Source organism: Streptomyces sp. NPDC049837 (assembly GCF_040674455.1).
Taxonomy (GTDB): Bacteria; Actinomycetota; Actinomycetes; order Streptomycetales; family Streptomycetaceae; genus Streptomyces.
The window spans coordinates 303,834-324,678 of record NZ_JBFAMP010000002.1 but is presented as its reverse complement, the minus strand read 5'-3'; the positions used below and the strand labels follow the sequence as shown (position 1 = coordinate 324,678).

The 20,845-nt window shown below is 71.6% G+C and carries 15 protein-coding genes; 6 read left to right on the top strand and 9 right to left on the bottom strand.

Annotation, left to right across the window (positions count from 1 at the left end):
- Positions 1 to 141 precede the first annotated feature (141 nt).
- The 4 genes from katG to AB0J57_RS06085 all read left to right on the top strand — a co-directional run bounded on the left by katG (position 142) and on the right by AB0J57_RS06085 (position 5,323).
- On the top strand, positions 142 to 2,331 hold the full coding sequence (gene katG, locus AB0J57_RS06100; RefSeq protein WP_366126779.1) for a catalase/peroxidase HPI: 2,190 nt from the start codon (positions 142 to 144) through the stop codon (positions 2,329 to 2,331).
- A gap of 180 nt (positions 2,332 to 2,511) precedes the next feature.
- Positions 2,512 to 3,021: a hypothetical protein gene (locus AB0J57_RS06095; RefSeq protein WP_366126778.1), complete on the top strand. Its 510-nt coding sequence runs from the start codon at positions 2,512 to 2,514 to the stop codon at positions 3,019 to 3,021.
- A gap of 21 nt (positions 3,022 to 3,042) precedes the next feature.
- Positions 3,043 to 4,464 carry an SPFH domain-containing protein gene (locus AB0J57_RS06090; protein WP_366126777.1) on the top strand — a complete coding sequence of 474 codons (1,422 nt, stop codon included), beginning with the start codon at positions 3,043 to 3,045 and terminating at the stop codon, positions 4,462 to 4,464.
- A 118-nt stretch (positions 4,465 to 4,582) separates the two neighbouring features.
- On the top strand, positions 4,583 to 5,323 hold the full coding sequence (locus AB0J57_RS06085) for a class I SAM-dependent methyltransferase (protein WP_366127162.1): 741 nt from the start codon (positions 4,583 to 4,585) through the stop codon (positions 5,321 to 5,323).
- Positions 5,324 to 5,377: 54 nt separating this feature from the next.
- Here AB0J57_RS06085 and AB0J57_RS06080 read toward each other — a convergent pair whose 3' ends face one another.
- The 6 genes from AB0J57_RS06080 to AB0J57_RS06055 form a co-directional block, all read right to left on the bottom strand.
- Positions 5,378 to 6,976, bottom strand: a complete 1,599-nt coding sequence (locus tag AB0J57_RS06080; RefSeq protein ID WP_366126776.1) for a cation acetate symporter — start codon at positions 6,974 to 6,976, stop codon at positions 5,378 to 5,380.
- Positions 6,973 to 7,353 carry a DUF485 domain-containing protein gene (locus AB0J57_RS06075; RefSeq protein ID WP_366126775.1) on the bottom strand — a complete coding sequence of 127 codons (381 nt, stop codon included), beginning with the start codon at positions 7,351 to 7,353 and terminating at the stop codon, positions 6,973 to 6,975. Before AB0J57_RS06075 ends, AB0J57_RS06080 begins: the two co-directional genes overlap by 4 nt.
- 189 nt (positions 7,354 to 7,542) lie before the next feature.
- Positions 7,543 to 8,907 (bottom strand): DEAD/DEAH box helicase, encoded by a 1,365-nt coding sequence (locus AB0J57_RS06070; RefSeq protein WP_366126774.1) that lies wholly within the window; start codon positions 8,905 to 8,907, stop codon positions 7,543 to 7,545.
- Between the two features lie 187 nt (positions 8,908 to 9,094).
- Positions 9,095 to 9,661 carry a DinB family protein gene (locus tag AB0J57_RS06065; protein WP_366126773.1) on the bottom strand — a complete coding sequence of 189 codons (567 nt, stop codon included), beginning with the start codon at positions 9,659 to 9,661 and terminating at the stop codon, positions 9,095 to 9,097.
- 48 nt (positions 9,662 to 9,709) lie between these two features.
- The gene (locus AB0J57_RS06060) at positions 9,710 to 11,530 is read right to left on the bottom strand and encodes an ABC transporter ATP-binding protein (RefSeq protein ID WP_366126772.1); all 1,821 of its coding nucleotides are present in this window, start codon (positions 11,528 to 11,530) and stop codon (positions 9,710 to 9,712) included.
- Between the two features lie 124 nt (positions 11,531 to 11,654).
- Positions 11,655 to 12,758 (bottom strand): AI-2E family transporter, encoded by a 1,104-nt coding sequence (locus tag AB0J57_RS06055; RefSeq protein WP_366126771.1) that lies wholly within the window; start codon positions 12,756 to 12,758, stop codon positions 11,655 to 11,657.
- Positions 12,759 to 12,822: 64 nt separating this feature from the next.
- On the opposite strand from AB0J57_RS06055, the gene AB0J57_RS06050 reads away from it, so the two are divergent.
- Positions 12,823 to 13,332: a hypothetical protein gene (locus tag AB0J57_RS06050; RefSeq protein ID WP_366126770.1), complete on the top strand. Its 510-nt coding sequence runs from the start codon at positions 12,823 to 12,825 to the stop codon at positions 13,330 to 13,332.
- Between the two features lie 24 nt (positions 13,333 to 13,356).
- On the opposite strand, the gene AB0J57_RS06045 is transcribed toward AB0J57_RS06050, so the two are convergent.
- From AB0J57_RS06045 to AB0J57_RS06035, 3 genes are all read right to left on the bottom strand, one after another.
- The gene (locus tag AB0J57_RS06045; protein WP_366126768.1) at positions 13,357 to 14,214 is read right to left on the bottom strand and encodes a fructosamine kinase family protein; all 858 of its coding nucleotides are present in this window, start codon (positions 14,212 to 14,214) and stop codon (positions 13,357 to 13,359) included.
- Between the two features lie 94 nt (positions 14,215 to 14,308).
- Positions 14,309 to 16,507 carry a trypsin-like serine protease gene (locus AB0J57_RS06040; protein WP_366126767.1) on the bottom strand — a complete coding sequence of 733 codons (2,199 nt, stop codon included), beginning with the start codon at positions 16,505 to 16,507 and terminating at the stop codon, positions 14,309 to 14,311.
- A 62-nt stretch (positions 16,508 to 16,569) separates the two neighbouring features.
- A complete protein-coding gene (locus tag AB0J57_RS06035; protein ID WP_366126766.1) occupies positions 16,570 to 17,085 on the bottom strand; it encodes a hypothetical protein in 516 nt (171 codons plus the stop codon).
- 378 nt (positions 17,086 to 17,463) lie between these two features.
- Between AB0J57_RS06035 and AB0J57_RS06030 the strand changes: the two genes are divergently transcribed.
- Positions 17,464 to 20,844, top strand: coding sequence for an ALF repeat-containing protein (locus AB0J57_RS06030; RefSeq protein ID WP_366126765.1), 3,381 nt, complete (start codon positions 17,464 to 17,466; stop codon positions 20,842 to 20,844).
- Position 20,845 lies beyond the last annotated feature (1 nt).

Genomic DNA, 20,845 nt, shown 5'->3' with positions numbered 1-20,845 from the left:
CGGCCCGGCAGGCGTTTCCGGTCGGCGGGCGCCCATGGCGCGCCACGGGCGCGGGTCGCGGTGCTCGGCACCAGGCAAAGGCACACAACGTCGAGATCAGCAGCCAGCAGAAGGAAGCACCGAGCAGAAAGAAGGACGGACGTGTCCCGCAGCGAGAGCGAGAACCCTTCAATCCCCTCCCCGACCCCCACCCCGACCCGCCCCAAGACGAACCGGGACTGGTGGCCGAATCAGTTGGACCTCCAGGTTCTCCATCAGCACTCGCCCCAGTCCAATCCGATGGGCGAGGACTTCGACTACGCGAAGGAGTTCGCGACCCTCGACGTCGACGCGCTGAAGCGGGACGTCTTCGAGGTGATGACGGCGTCCCAGGACTGGTGGCCCGCCGACTACGGCCACTACGGGCCGCTCTTCATCCGGATGAGCTGGCATGCCGCGGGGACGTACCGCGTCGCCGACGGCCGGGGCGGCGGCGGCAGCGGCGCGCAGCGCTTCGCCCCGCTCAACAGTTGGCCGGACAACGCGAGCCTCGACAAGGCGCGCCGTCTGCTCTGGCCGGTCAAGCAGAAGTACGGCCGGAAGATCTCCTGGGCCGATCTTCTGGTCTTCGCCGGCAACTGTGCCATGGAATCGATGGGTTTCAAGACGTTCGGATTCGGCTTCGGGCGCGAGGACATCTGGGAGCCCGAGGAGATCTTCTGGGGGCCCGAGGACACCTGGCTCGGGGACGAGCGTTACAGCGGCGACAGGGAACTCACCGGTCCTTTCGGCGCCGTGCAGATGGGGCTGATCTACGTCAATCCGGAGGGCCCCAACGGCAATCCGGATCCGGTGGCCGCCGCCCGGGACATCCGCGAGACGTTCGGGCGCATGGCGATGAACGACGAGGAGACGGTCGCGCTCATCGTCGGCGGCCACACGTTCGGCAAGTGCCATGGCGCGGTCGATCCGTCGTACATCGGCCCGGAACCCGAGGCCGCGCCCGTCGAGCAGCAGGGCCTGGGCTGGCGGAACACGTACGGCAGCGGCAAGGGCGGTGACGCGCTCACCAGCGGGCTGGAGGGCGCGTGGACGACCCAGCCGACGAAGTGGGACAACGGGTACCTGGACAACCTGTTCCGGTACGACTGGGAGCTGACGACGAGCCCCGCCGGCGCCAAGCAGTGGACCCCCACGGACCCCTCGGCCAAGGACACCGTGCCCGATGCCCACGATCCGTCGAAGCGGCACGCGCCCATGATGCTGACGACGGACCTCGCGCTGAAGGTGGACCCGGTCTACGGGCCGATCGCGAAGAGGTTCCACGAGAACCCGGACGAGCTGGCGGTGGCGTTCGCCAAGGCCTGGTACAAGCTGCTGCACCGTGACATGGGACCCGTCTCGCGTTACCTCGGCCCGTGGATTCCCGAGCCCCAGCTCTGGCAGGACCCGGTCCCCGAGGTCGATCACGAACTGGTCGGTGACGAGGACATCGCCGATCTCAAGGCCCGGATCCTCGCCTCGGGACTGTCGATCCCCCAGTTGGTCACCACCGCCTGGGCGGCGGCGGCGAGCTTCCGCGGCACCGACAAGCGCGGCGGGGCCAACGGGGCCCGGATCCGCCTCGCGCCGCAGAAGGACTGGGAGGTCAACGACCTGCCCGAGGTGACCGGGACGGTACGGACGCTGGAGCGGCTCCAGCAGGACTTCAACGGCTCGCAGTCCGGCGGGAAGAAGGTGTCGCTCGCCGACCTGATCGTCCTGGGCGGGTGCGCGGCCGTCGAGCGGGCCGCGAAGAACGCGGGGTACGACATCACGGTCCCGTTCGCACCGGGGCGCACGGACGCCTCCCAGGAGCAGACCGACGTGGAGTCGTTCGGCGTGCTCGAACCCAAGGCGGACGGCTTCCGCAACTACCTCCATGCGGGCGAGAAGCTGTCGCCGGAGACCCTCCTCCTGGACCGCGCCAACCTGCTGACCCTGACCGCCCCCGAGATGACGGTGCTCATCGGCGGCATGCGCGCCCTGAACACCGGCTTCAAGGGGTCCCGGCACGGTGTCTTCACCGACCGGCCGGAGGCTCTGACCAACGACTTCTTCGTCAACCTGCTCGACATGGGCACGGAGTGGAAGGTGTCCACCTCCACGGAGAACGTCTACGAAGGCCGCGACCGCACCACGGGTGAGGTCAAGTGGACCGCCACCGCCGTCGACCTCGTCTTCGGTTCGAACTCCCAGCTCCGGGCCGTCTCGGAGGTGTACGCGTCCGATGACGCGGGTGAGAAGTTCGTGCGTGACTTCGTGGCGGCGTGGGACAAGGTGATGAACCTGGACCGGTTCGACCTGCGCTGAACCCGGTGTCCCCGCCGAGCCGCCGGCCCCGTGAAGCACGGGGCCGGCGGCTCGCGCGTCTGCGGGAGCCCGGCATCAAAGGCGCGTAAAGATTGCCGGGAAACGGCAGTGAGAGACGTCGTACTCACGTGCGACCATCCCCTTGCCTCGGCGTTCGTCCGGGGTGGGGAGGTGCGGGGCGTGGGCTTGTTTCTGGGTCTCGGCATTGCGGGGCTTGCACTGCTGGCTCTCTCGCTGGTCCTTGACGGGGCGCTGGAAGGGTTCCTCGACGGGGCCCTCGGCGGCCTGGCGGACGGTTGGCTGTCGCTGCCGGTGATCGCCGGGTTCGTGTCGATGCTCGGCTTCACCGGCGCGATCGTGCTGGGCACCACCGGCCTGGGCGCGGCCCCGGCCGCAGCCGCCGGCGTGGTGACCGGTGCCGGCGCCGGGTGGCTGACCTGGAAGTCGAGCCGTGCCCTCATGCGCGACCGCGGCGGCGCCGCGCCGCGCGGTGACGACCTCATCGGGACCGAGGGGGCGGTGGTCACCGCCATCCCGGCGGACGGCTACGGCGAGGTGCTGCTGCGGGTGGCCGGTCAGCCGGTGAAGTTCGCCGCGAAGGCGGCCGCGCCCGTCGGGCGTGGCTGCGAGGTCTGGGTCGAGGCAGCCTTGTCGGCCAGTTCCGTTCTCGTCCGCCCCGTGGAGCGCTGACCCGTAGAGGGGAAACACATCATGAGTCCAGTCGTCACCGCGGTGGTGGGAGTCGTCGTACTCCTGGTCCTGCTGGGCCTCGTCGTCGTCACACGGTACAAAGTCGCGGGCCCCAGTGAGGCGTTCATCGTCACGGGCCGCCGTGGGAAGAGGTCGACCGATCCGGAGACGGGCCGCGTCGTCACCGACAACAGCGGCCAGAAGGTCGTCGTCGGCGGTGGCGTCTTCGTGGTGCCGTTCGTCCAGCAGAAGTTCACCCTCGACCTGTCCTCGCGGCACATCCCGGTCGCCGTGCGGGGTGCGGTCACCCTGCGCGGGGTGAAGGCCAACCTCGAAGGCGTGGCCATCGTCAAGGTCGGTGGCAGCGAGGATTCCATCCGGGCCGCCGCCCAGCGGTTCCTGATGCAGCAGGACGGCATCGTCGGCTTCACCCAGGAGGTCCTGTCGGGTGCCCTGCGGTCCATCGTGGGCCGGATGTCGGTCGAGGACATCATCCGCGACCGGGCCGCGTTCGCCGGTCAGGTCGCCGAGGAGGCGGAGGCGAGCCTGTCGGGGCAGGGCCTGGTGCTGGACGCGTTCCAGATCCAGGACATCACCACCGAGGGCTCCTACCTGGAGGACCTGGGCCGGCCGGAGGCCGCCCGTGCGCGGCAGGAGGCCGACATCGCCGAGGCGGTCGCCCGGCGGGCATCGGAACAGGCCCGGCTGAAGGCAGAGGAGGAGATCGCGGTCGCCCAGCGGACGTTCGCGCTCAAGCAGGCCGAGATCAAGGCCGAGACGGACGTGGCCGCCGCGACGGCCGCGGCCGCGGGACCGCTCGCCGCGGCCGACCGGCAGCAGGAGATCCTCGGCCGGCAGGAGAAGGTCGCCGAACGGCAGGCCGCGCTGACCGACCGCGAACTGGACACCAAGGTCCGCAAGCCCGCCGACGCCGCCCGCTACCGCGCCGAGCAGGAGGCCGAGGCCCGCCGTATCGCCCTGGTCAAGGAGGCCGAGGCGGACGCCCAGCGGGCCCGGCTGACCGGTGAGGGCGAGAAGGCCCACCGCGCCGCCCTCGCCGACGCCGTACGCATCGAGGGCGAGGCCGAGGCCGCCGCGACCGGCGCCAGGGGCGCGGCCGAGGCGGAGGCCATGCGGAAGAAGGCCGGCGCCTTCGCCCAGTACGGGGACGCGGCGGTCCTCCAGATGCTCGTCGAGGTCCTTCCGCAGGTGGTCGCCAAGGCCGCCGAACCGCTGGGAGCGATCGACAGGATGACGGTCATCTCCACGGACGGCGCGGGCAAGTTGGCCCGCACGGTCACCGACAACGTCGCCCAGGGCCTGGAACTGATCGGTGCCACCACGGGGGTCGACCTCGGGGAGCTGCTGAAGGGCATCACCACGCGCACCGCCGGTGCCGGTGCCACGGCGTCGCCCGACGGACAGATCGAGATCAGCGACTAGCCCTCCGTACAGGAGACCGGGGCGATGTCCGGATCTTTGTGGCTTCTGCCAGTACGAAGGTCGGCCGGGGTGTGGAGAGACTGCCCAGGCAATGACCCAGCACGGGGAGGACAGCACGATGAGCGTGCAGCAGTACGACGAGATCGGTGAGGCGTACGAGGGGTTCAAGGCCCTGCCCCTGGAGCAGTACGTGGTGGTGCCCAGCTTCCTGGGCATGGTCGGGGACGTGCGTGGCAAGTCGGTCCTCGACCTGGCGTGCGGCACCGGCTTCTACAGCAGGGAGTTCAGGCGGCGCGGCGCCGGAGACGTACTCGGGGTCGACATATCCGGTGAAATGGTCTCCGTGGCACAGCAGTTGGAGAACAGCGACCCGCTGGGTGTGCGTTACGAGGTGGGGGACGTGACCGAACTGCGGCCCCTTGAGCGGCGTTTCGACATCGGCCTGGCGGTCCAGTTGCTGAACTACGCGGAGGACATCGCCGCCACGGAGCGGATGTGCCGCAACGTGCACCGAAGCCTGAAGCCCGGTGGCGAGCTGTTCGTGCTCTGCCAGTCGCCCGACTACCGGTTCGACGGGCCGACGCCGGAGAAGTACGGCTTCCGCACCGAGCTGACCGGCGAGGAGGCCGAGACCGGGCCGCAGGTCCGGACCACGGCGCTGCTCGACCCGCCGGTCTCGTTCATCGCCAACCGCCCGCGCCGCGAGGTCTACGAGAAGAGCCTGGAGGCGGCCGGATTCAGCGAGCTGACCTGGGTCCCCATGGAGGTGTCCGACGCCGGCGTGCGGGAGTTCGGTGCGGACTTCTGGGCGGACTTCCACGCCAACCGCCCTCTGGAGATGCTGCGCTGCCGCGCCTGACGCCCGGCCGGGCACAACGGGCGCCCGGCCTGCCGGCAGGCCGGGCGCCTCTGCTCACGTCGTGGGAGTGCCGGCCAGGATCACCGGCTCCACCTCTTCGTAGCGGCGGCGCCGGCCCGCCGTGTCCTGGTCGCCGAGGACCGTGGCGAGCCAGCCGGCCAGGAAGCCGAGCGGGACGGAGACGATGCCGCTGGTCGTGAACGGGAACCAGTTGAAGTCCTCGTCGGGGAATATGGACTGCGGCGATCCGGACACCAGATTGGTCCCGGCGGTCAGGACGAGGGCGGCGGCGGTGCCCACGATGAGCGTGGCGAGCAGTGCCGTGCGGGTGTAGCGGCGCCAGAAGAGGCTGTACACGAGCGCCGGGGCGATCGCGGAGGCGCCGACGCAGAAGGACAGGGTCAGCAGCGCCTGAAGGTTGAGGTGCCGGACACCGGCCGCGATGGCGATCGCGACGAGCCCGACGCCGACCGCGGCGGCCCGTGCCATGGCCATCTCCGTGGAGGCCTTCAGGGCGGTCCTGCGCAGCCCGTGCGCGATGAGGTCGTGCGCCAGGGTGTTGGCGCACGCGAGGGTGATCCCGGCGACCGAGGCCAGCAGGGTGAGGAAGACCGCGGTGGCCACCGCCGTGAACAGCAGGGTCTCGAACGTGGTCGGGTCGGTGCCCATGACGGCCTGGCTGACCATCAGGAACGCCGTCTGGCCCTGTGGGTCGCCGGCGACGAGCCCCTTGTGCCCGACGATCGCGGCCGCGCCGAAGCCGATGACCGCGAGCAGCAGACAGGTGACGACGACGGTCGAGACGGCCCAGGACATCGAGCGCCGCACGGCCGTCGCACTGCGCGAGCTGAACATGCGCATCGTGATGTGCGGCAGGACCGCCGCGCCCAGCACGACCGTCAACTGTGTCCCGATCATGTCGATGTCGTCGCCCGCGAACTGGAGCCCGGAGGCGAGGTACGCGTCTCCCGCCCCGCTCCCGTCCTTGGCGGCGTTCAGCAGCAGCGGCAGGCTGAAGTCGAACCGGTCGAGGACGTACGCCGCGATGGCGGTGGCCGCCCCGAGGAGGACGACGGTCTTGACGATCTGGATGAACGCGGTGCCCTTCATCCCGCCGATGGCGGCGTACGCGATCATCAGCAGTCCGAGGAACACGATCGCCCCGGTCTTGAACCCGTCGGCGTGGAAGCCGAGGACGACGGCGAGCAGATCGCCCGCGCCCGCGAGCTGGAAGATCACCAGGGGCAGCAGCGCGGCGAGGGTGACCACGGCCGAGGTGATCCGTACGGCCGGGCCGGGGGCGCGGCGGGTGAGGACGTCGCCGGTCGTGAACCGGCCGGTGTTGCGCAGCGGTTCGGCGAGCAGGAACATCATCAGGACCAGCGAGAGCACCGTGCTCAGGGTGAGCGTGACCCCGTCGAAGCCGAGAAGCGCGATGATGCCGATGGTGCCGAGCACGGTGCCGGCCGAGATGTAGTCACCGGCGATGGCGAGGCCGCTCTGTACGGGCGACAACGAGCGGTAGCCGGTGTAGAACTCGCCCAGGTCGCCGTGGTCCGGCCCGGTCATCACGCACACCAGCAGGGTGACGGTGATGACCGCGATGAACGCGACCAGCGACATGGTCTGGGCGTCGGAACTGAACTCGGTCATGACCGGGCACCTCCGGTGGACGCCTGTTCGGCGCGCTCCCGGATGGCCGTCGCGAGCGGGTCGATCCGGCGGCGGGCGATGCGCTCGTACAGGGCGATCGCCGCGAGCGCCACCGGCAACTGACAGAGCCCGAGCATCAGGCCGGTGTTGAGCCCGCCGGTGACCTCGCTGGTCATCAGCCCGGGCGTGAAGGCCGCGAGGAGGAGGAAGAGGGTGAAGTACCCGAGCGCGGTGAGTGTCGAGATGCGGCGCAGTCTGCGGTAGCCGGTGCGGAGCGCGTCGAGGTCGCCCTGACGGCGGTGCGGCTCGCGGTGGTCCTGTCGCTGCGGCGGGTGGGAGGGGGGTGGCTCAGGAAAGGTGCGGTGGTGGTACGTCATCGACGTGCTCCTAGCCGCCGGTGGGGGCAGGCGGGCGGGTGGGTGCCGGTTGGTGCGCGCATGTTACTCATCAGTACAGAGATGGCGTAAGAGGCGTTCCACCGACTGGACGGCAGGGTGGTGGGACCACGCCGGAGTAACCCCGCGCGCCGGTGCCGGCCCGGCCGCCCGTACCGGGCCCGGCCGGCGTCAGCGGCCCTTGCGCACCCGGGCCGCCGCGCGGGCCTCCGCCGTCTTGCGCGCCTCGGCGGCTTTGCGGGACTCCTTCGCGGGGCGGCCCGGACGGGTGCCGAGACCGCGGAAGGGTGCGTTGCCGCTGCCGGTCCTCGCCCCGGCCGGCGGGCGCTTCGCCCCGGTGATGGCGGTCAGCCTCTCCTCGCCCGAGCGCACCTGGGTGACGACCGGCCGGATTCCGGCGTCGGACATCATCCGGTTCACATCACGCCGCTGGTTGGGGGTGACCAGGGTGACCACCTTCCCGGATTCCCCGGCGCGCGCCGTGCGCCCGGCCCGGTGCAGGTAGTCCTTGGCGTCGGCCGGCGGGTCGACGTTGACGACGAGGTCCAGCGCGTCGATATGGATGCCCCGCGCCGCGACATTGGTGGCCACCAGTACGGTGATCTCCCCGTCCTTGAACGTGGCGAGGGTGTGCGTGCGCTGCGGCTGGGACTTCCCGCTGTGCAGGCCGGCGGCGCGTACGCCACTGGCCCGCAAGTGGCGGGTGAACTGGTCCACGCCCGCCTTGGTGTCCAGGAACATCAGCACCCGGCCGTCCCGCGCGGCGATCTCGGTCGCGGTCGCGTACTTGTCGGCGGCGTGGATGTTCAGCGCGTGGTGTTCCATCGTGGTGACCGCGCCCGCCACCCGGTCGACCGAGGCGAGCACCGGGTCGTGCAGGTGGTCGCGTACCAACTGGTCGACGTCGCGGTCGAGCGTGGCGGAGAAGAGCAGCCGCTGCCCGTCGGGGCGGACCTGCTGGAGGATGTCCGAGACCTGCGGCAGGAACCCCAGGTCGCACATCTGGTCCGCCTCGTCCAGCACCGTGATCCGCACCTGACCCAGGTGGCAGTCCCGGCGCGACACCAGGTCGGCCAGCCGCCCCGGCGTCGCGATGACCACATCGGCGCCGGCCCGCAGCAGGGCCGACTGCCGGTTGATCGACAGCCCGCCGACCACGGTCGCCAGGCGCACGTTCAGCGTCCGCGCGTACGGGGTCAGCGCGTCGCCCACCTGCTGCGCGAGTTCCCGGGTGGGCACCAGGACCAGTGCGAGCGGCCGCTTCGGCTCGGCTCGCCGGCCTGCCGTTCTGACGAGGAGCGCGAGCCCGAACGCGAGCGTCTTGCCGGAGCCGGTCCGCGCCCGGCCGAGGACATCGCGCCCGGCCAGCGCGTCGGGCAGGGTCGCCGCCTGGATCGGGAACGGCTCGTTCACCCCCAGGCCGGCCATCGTCTTCAGCAGCTCCGGCGGCAGCCCGAGGGCGTCGAAGGACTCGGCCGGCGGCAGGCCGGGGGCCACCGTCTGCGGCGCTGTAGGGGCCTGCGGCTTCGCGTTCATGGGGAACCTTCCTCGATCGGGCGCCCGGAACGCGCCGGGGTCCGTACCCCTCGGTACGGACCCCGGCGATGTCGAAGCGTGCCCCGATTTTACCAGCGGACAGCCGGACACCTGCGTCGACCGTCCACCCCGGCCGCCCGGACGACGCCCCGCCGTGCCCGGGACGAGCAGGGAGCCCCGGGCCCCGTCACTGGCCCACCCTTCCGTCGATGCACTCCCGCAGCAGATCGGCCTGCCCGCAGTGCCGGGCGTACTCCTCGATCCGGTGCACCATCAGCTCCCGGACAGCGATCCGGTCCTTCCCCACACGCTCGCCCAGGTCCGGGTGCCCGGCCAGTGCGGCGTCGGTCGCGGCCTGCTCGCGCTCGAGATCGGCGTACGCGGCGTCGACCACGGCTTGGTCGGCGACGGCTCCGTCGAAGTCCGCGTCCTTCTCTCCGTACAGCCTCGGCAGCGGGTCGCCGTCGGTGATCCAGTTGCGCCAGTCGCGTTCCACCTCGGCCAGGTGCCGGACCAGGCCGAGCAGCGACATCGTCGACGGCGGAACCGACCGCCGGGCCAGTTGCTCCGCATCCAGGCCCTCGCACTTCATCCGCAGGGTGATGCGGTAGTTCGCCAGGAAGTCCAGCAGCGTCGCGAGCTCGCCCTCCGGAGTGTTCTCGTTGTTGCGGGGGTCGTCGGCCGGATCGGCCCACATGTCGGGGTAGACCGTCGCCTGGGTCCATCGCGCGGGTTGGTCGCTCATGCGTCGCATGTTCGCCGTAATGGCCCGGGCCCGCCACCGAATTGGCGCCGCCCCGCTTCAGTGCAGGCCGGCCGGGGCGGCGGTGTCGTCGAGGAAGCCGCCCGACTGGTGCTGCCACAGCTTCGCGTAGGAGCCGTCGGCGGCGAGCAGTTCCTGGTGCGTTCCCTGTTCGACGATCCGTCCGTGGTCGAGGACGACGAGCCGGTCCATGGTGGCGACCGTGCTCAGCCGGTGTGCCACCACGAGCGCCGTCCGCCCGTCCATGAGCCGCCACAGCGCGTCCTGGACGAGGATCTCGCTCTCCGAGTCCAGCGCGCTGGTCGCCTCGTCGAGCAGGAGGATCGGAGCGTCGCGCAGGATCGCCCGGGCCAGCGCCACCCGTTGGCGCTGGCCGCCCGACAGCTTCACCCCGCGTTCGCCCACCATCGTGTCGAAGCCGTCGGGGAGCGCGTCGGCGAACTCCGTCACGTGCGCCGCCTCCGCCGCGCGGCGGATCTCGGCGTCGGTGGCGTCCGGCCGGGCGAACGCGATGTTCTCCCGCAGCGTCCGGTGGAACATCGCCGGATCCTGCGGTACGTAGGCGATCAGACCGCGCAGGTCGGCCTGGCGGAGCCGGCTGATGTCCTGCCCGCCGATGAGGATGCGGCCGGCGTCGATGTCCATCATCCGCAGCAGCAACCGGGTGAGCGTGGTCTTGCCTCCGCCGGAGCGGCCGACGAGACCGACCTTCGTCCCGCTCGGCACCGCCAGATCGAGGCCCTCGAAGAGCGGTTTCCCCGCCGTGTGACCGAAGGTCACGCCCTCGAAGCGCACGTCGGCCGACGTGGTCGTCAGCGGCTCGGGGGACGCCGGGTCGAGGACGGTCGGCGGTTCCAGCAGCAGCTCGGTGAACTGCGCCGCCTCCGTCATCGAGCTCTCCAGGCGGCGGTAGATCTGGTTGAACTCGAACATGATCCGCGTGGCGTTCGCGTAGTAGGTGAAGGCGACGATGACCGCCTCCACGCCCTGCTCCCCCGCGCCGAGCGCCAGGGCGAGCACCAGGCCCAGCACGTTGGTCAGCACGGACATCGGCGCGACCAGCGTGTCGATGCGCAGGTTGCCGTAGTCCCACGAGCGCAGCGTGAGCCGCCGCGACTCCGCGACGCGGGACCGGTGCTCGGCGGCCTCCCGTTCCTCGGCGGCGAACGACCGGACCGTGTCCATGTTCATCAGGCTGTCGGCGACATGGCCCGACACCCGGGCGATCGCCTGCTCGCGCTGGGCGACGAGCGCCTGCCTGCGCCGGATCAGGGGCGCCACGCCCAGCGCGGTGAGGGCGATCAGGGTCAGGAGCCCGACCACGAGCAGCGGGTCGTACTGCCACAGCACCACCGAGGCGAACACCAGCGGCACGAAACTGCCCATGACCGAGAACGTCAGCGTGTCGACGAACTCCTCGAAGCGGGTGGCGAAGCTCAGGACGCGTTTGGTCAGCGACCCGGCGAAGTTGTCGTGGAAGAACGCGGCGTCCTTGGCGAACAGCTCGTCCATGCCGACCACGTACAGGTGCTCGATGCCACGGGCGTCCAGGCGGTTGAGGCAGTGCAGTCCGATGCGCCACAGCGCCTCCGCCAACAGCAGTACACCGGCGAAGCCCAGGACGTAGGGCAGCATCGGCCCTACGGCGAGGGCGCCGCCGCCCTCGCCGGCGATGTGGCCGACGAGCTTGGCGACGACCAGCGGCGCGATGTACTGGATTCCGATGTTGCCCAGCGCCGGCAGCAGCATCGCCGGCACGGTCAGCCACCGGAGGCGGGTCAGTTCCCGTCCGTAGTGACGAAGCGCGAGGAGTACCGAGCCCTTGCTCGGCAGATCTTTGGCTAAGTCTGACAATCCCATCCCAACCCTGTGCAGTGCCCCAGCAGGTGAGGAAACGGAGTGTCCCGCAGGGGCGTCCGCACAGTCCACGCGTTTTCGCCGGTGGTGGCGGGCATACGCCACCACCGGCGCGGGCGGCCGGGCGCTACGAGGGAACGGCCGCCCCGGGGTGCGACTCCTCGGCCTCCGGTTCCCGCAACTGCTCGCGCACGTAGTTCCAGACCACCGCGATCAGCGCGGCCGCCGGTACCGCGAGCAGGCTGCCCACGATGCCGGCCAGGCTGCCGCCCAGGGCTACCGCCAGGAGGACCACCGCCGCGTGCAGGCCGAGCCCGCGGCTCTGGATCATGGGCTGGAACACATTGCCTTCGAGCTGCTGCACCACCACGATGATCCCCAGCACGATCAGGGCGTCCGTCAGGCCGTTGGAGACCAGGGCGATGAGCACCGCGACCAGACCGGCGAAGAGGGCACCCACGATCGGCACGAACGCGGACACGAACGTCAGTACCGCGAGCGGGAGCACCAGCGGGACCTTGAGGATCCACAGGCCGATGCCGATGAGAACGGCGTCGAGCAGACCGACGAACGCCTGGGAGCGCACGAACGCGCCGAGGGTCTCCCAACTGCGCGCGGCCACGATGGGGACGTCCGTGGCCAGCCGGCCGGGGAGCTGACGGGTCAGCCAGGGCAGGAACCGCGGGCCGTCCTTGAGGAAGAAGAACATCAGGAAGAGCGCCAGGACGGCGGTCACCACGCCGTTGACCACGGTGCTCACTCCGGCGACCACCGCGGTGACCATGCTGCCGATGCTGTCCTGGATACGGGCCACGGCCGTGTCGAGGGCACCGGTGATCTGGTCGTCGCCGATGTTCAGCGGCGGCCCGGCGGCCCACTCGCGCAGCCGCTGGATGCCCGCGACCACACCGTCGGCCAGCTCGCCGGACTGGGACGCCACCGGAACCGCGATCAGCGCCACGATGCCCGTGACCACGAGCAGGAACATCACGGTCACCACCGACGCGGCCAGGGCCGGCGGCCACCCCCACCGGCGCAGAAGGCGCGCCAGCGGCCAGGTCAGTGTGGTGAGGAACAAGCCCACTATGAGAGGCCAGACCACCGACCACATCCGGCCCAGAAGCCACAGGGCCACCGAGGCTGCGATGAGGACCAACAGCAATTCGACGGAGACACGTGCCGATGTGCGCAGCGCGGCGGCGGTTTTCGTGGGACTCAACGAAGCAGGCATGGGGGCACCTTATGGGTACGCCCGTCGCGCTCCGCAATCGCCGCCGGTCGGCATAATGCCCGGCATGAACACCCGCGCCGTCGCCCGCGTACACCTGCTCATCTCCGTGGAACTCACGCTCGCCGGCGGCGTGCTGGCCGCTCTCGGCGGCCTCCTCGTGAGCGGGCCCGTCGGCGCGGTGATCGCGGGCGTCCTGACAAGCGCCGGTGTCCTGACCGGCTCCCTCCTCATCCGCCGGCGGGTCTTCGCCGGATTCGACCGGGCCGCGAAGGACGCCCACGGCCACGGCTACGCCGAGGGGCTGGCGCAAGCAGTGCTCCTCGGTATCTCCACCTACGAAGCCGCCGTGTTCCCCCTGACGGGCGGCGGCGTCTCCGCCGACGAGCGGTTGGCGCGCCGGACCGTCGCGTACCGCATCGCCGCGGACGACGGTCTGCCCCATGCGGTGCGCACGGCGGCCGCGGCCGCGCTCGAAGCCATCGACCACGGCGAGGACGCCGAGGCGGCCCGGCACGCCGTGAGGGACCTCAACCTCGCGGTCTTCCACCTGCGTACGGGCCCGGACGTGTCGTAGCCACTCCCGCGGCGCGCACCGGGGTCAACGGGCTGCGGCCGCCCGTGCCACCGCGAGGGCCTGCTCGGCGTAGCCGCGGCCGAACAGCACCGCATGCACCAGGAGGGGGAAGAGCTGGTGCAGCCCGACGCGTTCGGCCCAGCCGGGCGCCAGCGGCGCCGTCTCCTGGTACGCGTCCAGGATCTGCTCCAGCCGGGGGCAGCCGAACAGCCGGAGCATCGCCAGGTCGGTTTCGCGGTGGCCGCCGTGCGCGGCGGGATCGATCAGCCAGGCGTGCCCGTCGGCACCCCACAGCACATTGCCGTTCCACAGGTCGCCGTGCAGCCGCGCGGGCGGCTCGGCGGGGCCCGCCAGGCCGGGCAGTCGCGCGCACACGTCCTCGACCAGGGCCGCCTCGGCGGGCCGCACGGTGCCCGCGTCGACGGCGGCGCGCAGGTACGGCAGCACCCGGTGCTCGGCGTACCAGTGCGGCCAACTGTCCCCGGGCGCATTGCGCATGGGAGCCCGGCCGATGTACGCGGCCTCAGGGCCGCCGGGCGGGGCGGCCCCGAAGGCGGGCGCGCCGGAGGCGTGCAGCCCGGCCAGGGCGCGGCCCAGGCGTGCGGCCGCCCGTGCGCTCGGTGGCCCGGTCGGCACATGGTCGGTCACCAGCCAGTGGTGGTCCTGGCCGCGCACGGCCGGGACGCGGACGGTGCCGGCGTCGGCCAGCCAGCGCAGGCCCGCCGCCTCGGCGGTCACGGCGGCGGGGGCGTCGCCGCGTTTGACCATCACCATGTGGCCGTTGTCGAGGGTGACGTGGGTGAGCGCACCGGAGAGCGGACGCTCGCCGACCACCGCCCGGCCGGTGAGGCGCGCCGCCGAGGCCCCGGGTCCGATGTGCACGGACACCAGGGTAAGCGCACGCGCAGCGCCCCCGGCTCCCTCAGGGAGCCGGGGGCGCTGTTCGCCGCCGTGGCCGTGCCGGCCCGCGTACCGGCTAGCGGACCGCGTAACCGAAGCGCGCGCCGACGGACGGCAGACCGCCCGAGCCGGGCTGGTACGTGGTCACGGCCGCCTTCGTGCCGCCGCTCACGTTGGACCAGGGCAGCGCGTGCACGGCGCCCAGGGACGGGCCGTACGGCATGCCGATGTACAGGTGGCTGCCGGTGAAGTGGATGCTGCGGCCCACGTACTGGCCGGCGCCGGGGCTGCCGGGCAGGCCCGCGGAGTTGCCCGCCTCGATCCAGACCTCGGAGTCACCGGCCGTGCCGAGCAGCGGGAAGGTCTCGACCGCGCCCGCCTTGGTGGCCGTACCGACGGCCTCGCCGGGCACGCCGACCGCGACCCGCAGGTTGCCGGAGGTGCTCACCGCGCGCGGTGCGGTGTTGATGGCCGTGACCTTCTCGCCGAACCGGTCGTCGGCCTCGGCGGTGCCCGACACGGTGTCGTCGGCGGTGCCCTGCCAGAGGACGTCCTCCTCGGTGAACGCGCCCGCGTTGGTGACCTTGAAGGTCACGACGCGGCCCGCCTGGGCCCGCTCGGCGCCACCGGTCTCCACGGCGAGCCCCTCGCCGGGCGAACCGACGACCAGGAACGAGTCCGTGGCGGACGCGGCACCCGACGGGCGGTACTCGACCAGGGCGAGGGAGGCGCCGAAAGCGTCGCCCGTCTCGGAGCCGCCGGAGACGGTGCCCAGCTCCTGGTCCAGACCGGCCAGCGGCTTGGGGTGGCCGTCGGCGTGCGTCGTGTGGGAGAAGAGCGCCACGCCGCCGGCGCCGGTGATGGTGCCGATCTTCTCGCTGGGCGCGCCGATGGCGATGTGGTGCGCGTTGGCCGCGACCGACGTGCCGTAGCCGTCGTTCTCCTCGGCGGTGCCGGGGACGTCGGTCTTGTCCTGGTGGACCGAGGTGTTGTTGGTGCCGCGCAGGTAGAAGACGTTGCCCGCCTTCTTGATGGTGCCGAGTGCCTCGCCGGGCACGCCGATCACCAGGTACGGCTCACCGGCCGCGGTGTGGCCCGCGGCCACGGCGTGGCCCATGCGGTCGCCCGCCTCGGAGGCGGACGCGGCGATGGCGCCCGCGCCGGCGCCCTGTTCGAGGTGGGTGGCCTTCTGGCTGCCGGTGCCGAGGCCGCCGGCCGCGCCGTACAGCACGTCGGCGAAGCCCGCGTCGACGGCGTCGCCGACGTCCTCGGCGGGGGTGCCGACGAGGAGGTCGGTGTAGCCGTCCTCGTTGTAGTCGACGGTGTCGAGGGCTTCGCCGAACCAGTCGCCGGACTCGGCACCGCCGGCCACCCAGTCGAGGTCCTGGTTGATCTCGGCGGTGCCCTTGCCGCCGCCGTACACGATCCGGACCACCCCGGCCTCGGTGTCGCTGCCGACCGTGGCCTTGGGGTCGGCGATGGCGACGTCCGCGATGGCGTCGCCGTTGAAGTCGGTGATGCGGGTGGCGCCGGTCTTGGAGTTCACCCAGGAGGCCAGGCCGTCTACGCGGGCGATGGCGCCGCCGGTGCTGGTCTGGGTGGCGTCGATTCCGTAGCAGCCGCCCTGGTACGACGTGCTGCTGAGGCCGACGAGGGTGGTGCCGCGGACCACCGGGCCGCCGGCGTCGCCGGAGCAGGCGGCCGCGCCGTCCTTGCCGGTGACGGTGGCGTCGGTGGTGGCGACGGAGTTCACCGTGTAGGTGCCGGTGTGCAGGGTGAGCGGGGCCCACTCGGTCCCGGTGCGGCCGTACCCGGCGAACTTCAGCTCCTCGCCCGCGGCGGGTGCCGTGGTGGCGAGTGCGATCGGGGCGACGTTGGTGACGGGGCGGTTCAGGCGGGCCAGGACCACGTCGCGGTCGGTGCGCGGGACGAGCTCGACGACCCGGCGCTCGGCGCCCTGGGTGCCCATCAGGTCGGCGCGGCCGATGATGGCGGTGGTCTTCACCTTCGGGGCGCCGGCGGGTACGGCGAGGCTCACGGCCGGGTCGTCGGCGAAGCAACTGGCCGCGGTGAGCAGCCACTCGGCGTCGACCAGGGCGGCGGAGCAGCCGCGGTCGTGCGGGCCGACGGTGATCTGCGCGGTGTAGGCGTACGTGGTGTCGGTGGAGGCGGTGCCGCCGGTGATGGCCGAGGCGGGCGTCGCGCACAGCGCGAGCGGGCCCGCGGCCAGGGCCGCGCCGAGCGCGGCGAGGCGGAGGCGTCTGGTGTGATGCATGACCGTGGTGTCCTTCGGTTCCTTGCTGAGAGGTCTACGGGTGAACAGGTGCTCGGCGGGCGCTACGCGGCGGTCCGTATCTCCACGAGCATGTGCTCGCGCCCCTGCTCGTCCGCGCTCTCGCCGACCGCGGTCCAGGTGTTCTTCTCGACGTCGAAGCTCTTCTCCTCGGTGCCGACGGTCATGTCGACCTGCGCCGTCTGGTTGAGGCTGCCCTTGATGCCGTAGACGGAGGGGATCTCCAGGGAGAGCCAGCCGCTCTTGCCGGTGACCTTGAAGCAGATCTTGTCCTTGCTGCGGGCCCAGACCTCCATGAGGCCGGTCTCGCTTCCGCAGTCGGCCAGGACGATGTGGCCGTCACCGCGCTTGAGGACGATGTTCCTCTCGGCGAGGATCTTGTCGGCCTGCGGGTAGTTGTAGTCCTCGACCGCGTATCCGGGCGCCGCGTCGGCGACGGCCTCGACGGAAGTGACCCGCGGGGATACCTCCGCCTGACCCCCCATCACCGCGACCCATGCCAGGGCGCCTGCCGCAACGGCCGCGCCCACCATGCGCATTACTGCGCTACGTGCCTTCATCACTGTCCTCGTCGTCGGTTCCGGATGAATTCCGGAACGTTAAGGAAACCGCACCATCAAAGCCACACCCCCCGGCGCGATTTCCCATATGAAAACCCCCGCTCCGCTTGGCGTCCAACGCCAAAGACGGACCAAACGGCAGAAGCCTCCAAGGTCGGACCGTGACCTGCGTCACACCGGAAAAGGGTTGTAGTGAATTCCGTCAAGAGTTCACATCCAAGAGATCACGGCTTGGTGACGCACTGCCGCGATACTTCCGAGTTCGGTCAACTTGCCTGGCTTCCGCTTGTTTTTGCGGCGAATCCTCAGGTGGTCAATGCGAGGTGACTTGATTAGGGTCACGGGGCGCATTTCCATTTCTCTTCCCGAGGGACCGCTTTGAACACGATCTTCTGGAGCAGACGGCGCGTTCTCGGCGCGCTCGCGGCCGGCACGGCCGTCGCCGCCACTTCGAGCCTCGTCCTCAACCGCGCCGCCGCCTGGGCCGAGACGCTGCCCACCGACGGCCCCCCGGAGAACCTGCCCAACACCGATCGCGGCAAGGCGGTCTGGGCGTTCAAGACCGGCGGCAAGGCGGTCCGTCAGGCCGCACTGGCCGCGCTCACCGGCACCCCGGCCGCCCTGACCGACTTCCTGACCAGGGAACTGCCCGTCGCCCGCGCGGAGGACAACCGTTTCGCGCTGATCTCGGGTCTGCCGTACGCGGGCAAGGCCGTCCGCGCATCGGCGAACACGGCGCTCGGCACGGGTGACGACGCGATCAGCGCCTACCTGGCCGGCGGCTACGCCGCCGATTACCACGAGGACCTGCGCCAGGCGGTGTTCACCGTCCTCAACAACAGCGGCAAGGGCGTGCAGCGCGAGGCCCGTGAGGCGCTGACCACGGACACCCCGGCCGCACTCAAGGCCTTCCTCACGGAAGGCCGGTTCATCGCGCAGGAGGAGGACGACCGCGTCGCGGTCTTCAGGATCCTCAGCACCGCCTCGCCCCAGGTGAGGGTGTACGCGCAGCGCGCCCTGAACGACGGCTCGCCCGAGGCGATCCGTACGTTCCTCGCCTCCGGCCAGCACATCGCCCGCGCCCGGGACCAAGAGGCCGCGACCATCGACCAGTTGGTCGCGATCGTGGAGCGCGAGGGCAAGATCGCGGGGCTGAAGACGGAGCAGGCCGTCGCCGCCTCCGTCATGGCCAAGGATGCCGCCGAGAAGGCCAAGGCCGCGGCCCTGAAGGCGGCGGACGAGGCTCGCGCGGCCCAGAACGACGTGGCCAAGTCGGCGAAGGCCGCGAACGCCGCCGCGTCCGCCGCACAGGGCGCGGCCTCCGCCGCCAACCGGGCGATCGCCGCCTCCCGTACGGCCCAGAGCGCCGCCTCCCGTGCGGCCTCCGCCGCCCAGGCCGCCGCCGCTGCCGCCGCCACGGCCGGCAACGCCGCGGCCCGCGCCTACCACGCCGCGATCGCCGCGTCCAAGGACGCCGGCAAGGCCGAGGCCGCGAACCTCGCCGCCCAGGGCGCGAGGGCCGCCGCCGAGAAGGCGCGTACCGCGGCCCAGGCCGCCGACCAGGCCTCGATCGCCTCCAGGTCGGCCGCGTCCGCGGGTGCCTCCGCGGCGTCCGCCGCCCAGAACGCCGCCGCGGCCGCCAGCGCCTCGGCGGACGCCGCCGCTTCGGCGGGCGTCGCCCAGTCCCAGGCGGCCGCGGCCAAGGCGGCCGCCGCCGAGGCCGACGCCGCGGCGGCCCGCGCCACCAAGGCCGCGAACACCGCCCAGACCCTGGCCAACCGCGCGGCCACCGCGGCCGCGACCGCCCGCGACGCCGCCAACAGCGCGGCCGACCACGCCGACAAGGCAGCGACAGCGGCCGAGGACGCGTACGTCAACGCGGGCAAGGCCATCGAGTACGCCACGCGCTCCACCGAGTACGCCAACGCCGCGGTGGCCGCCGCGAACAAGGCCCACGACGCGGTCACGGAAGCCAAGGCGGTGGAGCAGGCGGCCCGTGACGCGGAGACCGCCCGGCTCACCGAGGAGGTCGAACTCGGCATCATCCTGGCCCGGGAGAAGGCGAAGGCCGAGACGGACGAAGCCGCCCGCGCCGACCGGGAGCGCACCGAGGCGGACAAGACGTCGTCGGAGATCAAGGACCTGATAGCCGCCGCCGAGACGGCACTCAAGTCCGGCGACATCGCGAAGGCCGTGACGGACGGCCGTAAGGCGGCCTCCAAGCTCCTCACCGCCAGCGGTACGTGGACCCGCGAGGCCGCCGAGTTCGCCCTGGCGGGCAACGACGAGGACATCATCAACTGGATCGACGCCGACCGCGGCCTCGCCCAGCGCATCGACGACCGCGAGACCGTCCTGGCCGTCGCCCGGATGTCCACGGCGGACGTGGCCCAGGCCGCCCACGCCGCTCTCGCCAGCACCGACGAGGACGCACCGACCAAGTTCCTCTCCAGCGGCGCCATCGCGGCGGGGGCCGAGGAGTACCGCCTCAAGATCTTCAAGCTCCTGAACGAGAACCCGGGCACCGCCGTCAGGACCAAGGCGCAGGCGGCGCTCGACAACGGCAGCGCGATCGCCATGCACCGCTTCCTCGCCCTCGAACTGGCCGAGGCGGTCAAGGAGGACGACAACGTCGAGGTGCTGCGCCTGCTCAACACCGGCGGCCCGTACATGCAGGCAGCGGCGAAGATCGCCCTTGAGGGCTCCGCCAAAATGCGGCGCAGCTTCGTCGCCTCCGGCCAGTTCCACGCCGCCCGCATCGACCACGACCACGCCACCCACGTGGCGGCGATCCGCGCGTCCATCGCGCACGCGTCGAACGTCGCTCTGAAGGCGCTCGAGGACGCCGCCCGTGCGTCCAAGGCCGCGGCCGAGGCCCGCGCCGCGGCGGACGACGCGACCTACTGGTCGAACCAGGCCGACCAGCACTACAAGGACGCCCAGGCATCGGCGGACGAGGCGAAGAAGAACGCGGACGACGCCGACGCCTCCGCCCAGAAGGCCGCCGAGTCCGCCGCGGCCGCGAAGAGCGCCGCGAAGAGCGCGCGGACCGCGGCCATCACCGCCAACTACTCGATGCGCCAGGCCCTGACGTCCGCGAAGGAGGCCGTGTCGTACGCGTACGACGCGCAGTCCTCCGCCGCCAAGGCGCAGGCCGACGCCATCGCGGCCGGCAAGAGCCACGCGGAGGCCGCGGCCGCCGCCAGCGCGGCCAAGAAGATCGCCGCCGACAAGCGCCGGGCCGAGGCCGAGGCGAAGGCGCAGACGATCGCGATGGAGGCCGTGGCCTACAAGACCGAGGGCAAGACCCCGGTCGACAAGGAAGTACAGGAAGAGGGCAACACCGAGTACTGGCTGTTGCCTTCGGACATCACGAGCGCCAAGGACTGGAACGCCGCCCTCGGCAACTGGTCCATGGCCGCCGGTGTGGCCTCCGCAGGGCTCGCCATCGCCTCGTTCTGGTGCCCGCCTCTCCTGGCCGTCGCCGGCACCGTGGGCCTGGTGTCCTGGGGTCTCAGCGGCGCGCAGGTGGTCATGGCCGGCTTTGGCTGGGGCGTCCCCAGCAAGAAGTTCAACGAAGACCTCGCCGGGTTCCTGGTCGGTGGCATCTTCTTCGGCAAGGGCAAGATCCTGGAGAAGCTCGGTTACCTGGACGAGGTGGGCGGCTACATGGGCGCCAAGATCTCCGAGGTCGGGGGCGCCGTGGCCGGTGCCGCAGCCGAGGTGGCGGACACCCTCGGCGACATCTTCGACTGGTAGG

Excerpts from the sequence above, each read along its gene's own strand:
- AB0J57_RS06065 (WP_366126773.1), bottom strand. The coding sequence starts at position 9,661 with ATGCGACGCATGAGCGACCAACCCGCGCGATGGACCCAGGCGACGGTC.
- AB0J57_RS06050 (WP_366126770.1), top strand. The coding sequence starts at position 12,823 with ATGAACACCCGCGCCGTCGCCCGCGTACACCTGCTCATCTCCGTGGAA.
- AB0J57_RS06070 (WP_366126774.1), bottom strand. The coding sequence starts at position 8,907 with ATGAACGCGAAGCCGCAGGCCCCTACAGCGCCGCAGACGGTGGCCCCC.
- AB0J57_RS06075 (WP_366126775.1), bottom strand. The coding sequence starts at position 7,353 with ATGACGTACCACCACCGCACCTTTCCTGAGCCACCCCCCTCCCACCCG.
- AB0J57_RS06090 (WP_366126777.1), top strand. The coding sequence starts at position 3,043 with ATGAGTCCAGTCGTCACCGCGGTGGTGGGAGTCGTCGTACTCCTGGTC.
- AB0J57_RS06060 (WP_366126772.1), bottom strand. The coding sequence starts at position 11,530 with ATGGGATTGTCAGACTTAGCCAAAGATCTGCCGAGCAAGGGCTCGGTA.
- AB0J57_RS06035 (WP_366126766.1), bottom strand. The coding sequence starts at position 17,085 with ATGAAGGCACGTAGCGCAGTAATGCGCATGGTGGGCGCGGCCGTTGCG.
- AB0J57_RS06055 (WP_366126771.1), bottom strand. The coding sequence starts at position 12,758 with ATGCCTGCTTCGTTGAGTCCCACGAAAACCGCCGCCGCGCTGCGCACA.
- AB0J57_RS06040 (WP_366126767.1), bottom strand. The coding sequence starts at position 16,507 with ATGCATCACACCAGACGCCTCCGCCTCGCCGCGCTCGGCGCGGCCCTG.
- AB0J57_RS06085 (WP_366127162.1), top strand. The coding sequence starts at position 4,583 with ATGAGCGTGCAGCAGTACGACGAGATCGGTGAGGCGTACGAGGGGTTC.
- AB0J57_RS06080 (WP_366126776.1), bottom strand. The coding sequence starts at position 6,976 with ATGACCGAGTTCAGTTCCGACGCCCAGACCATGTCGCTGGTCGCGTTC.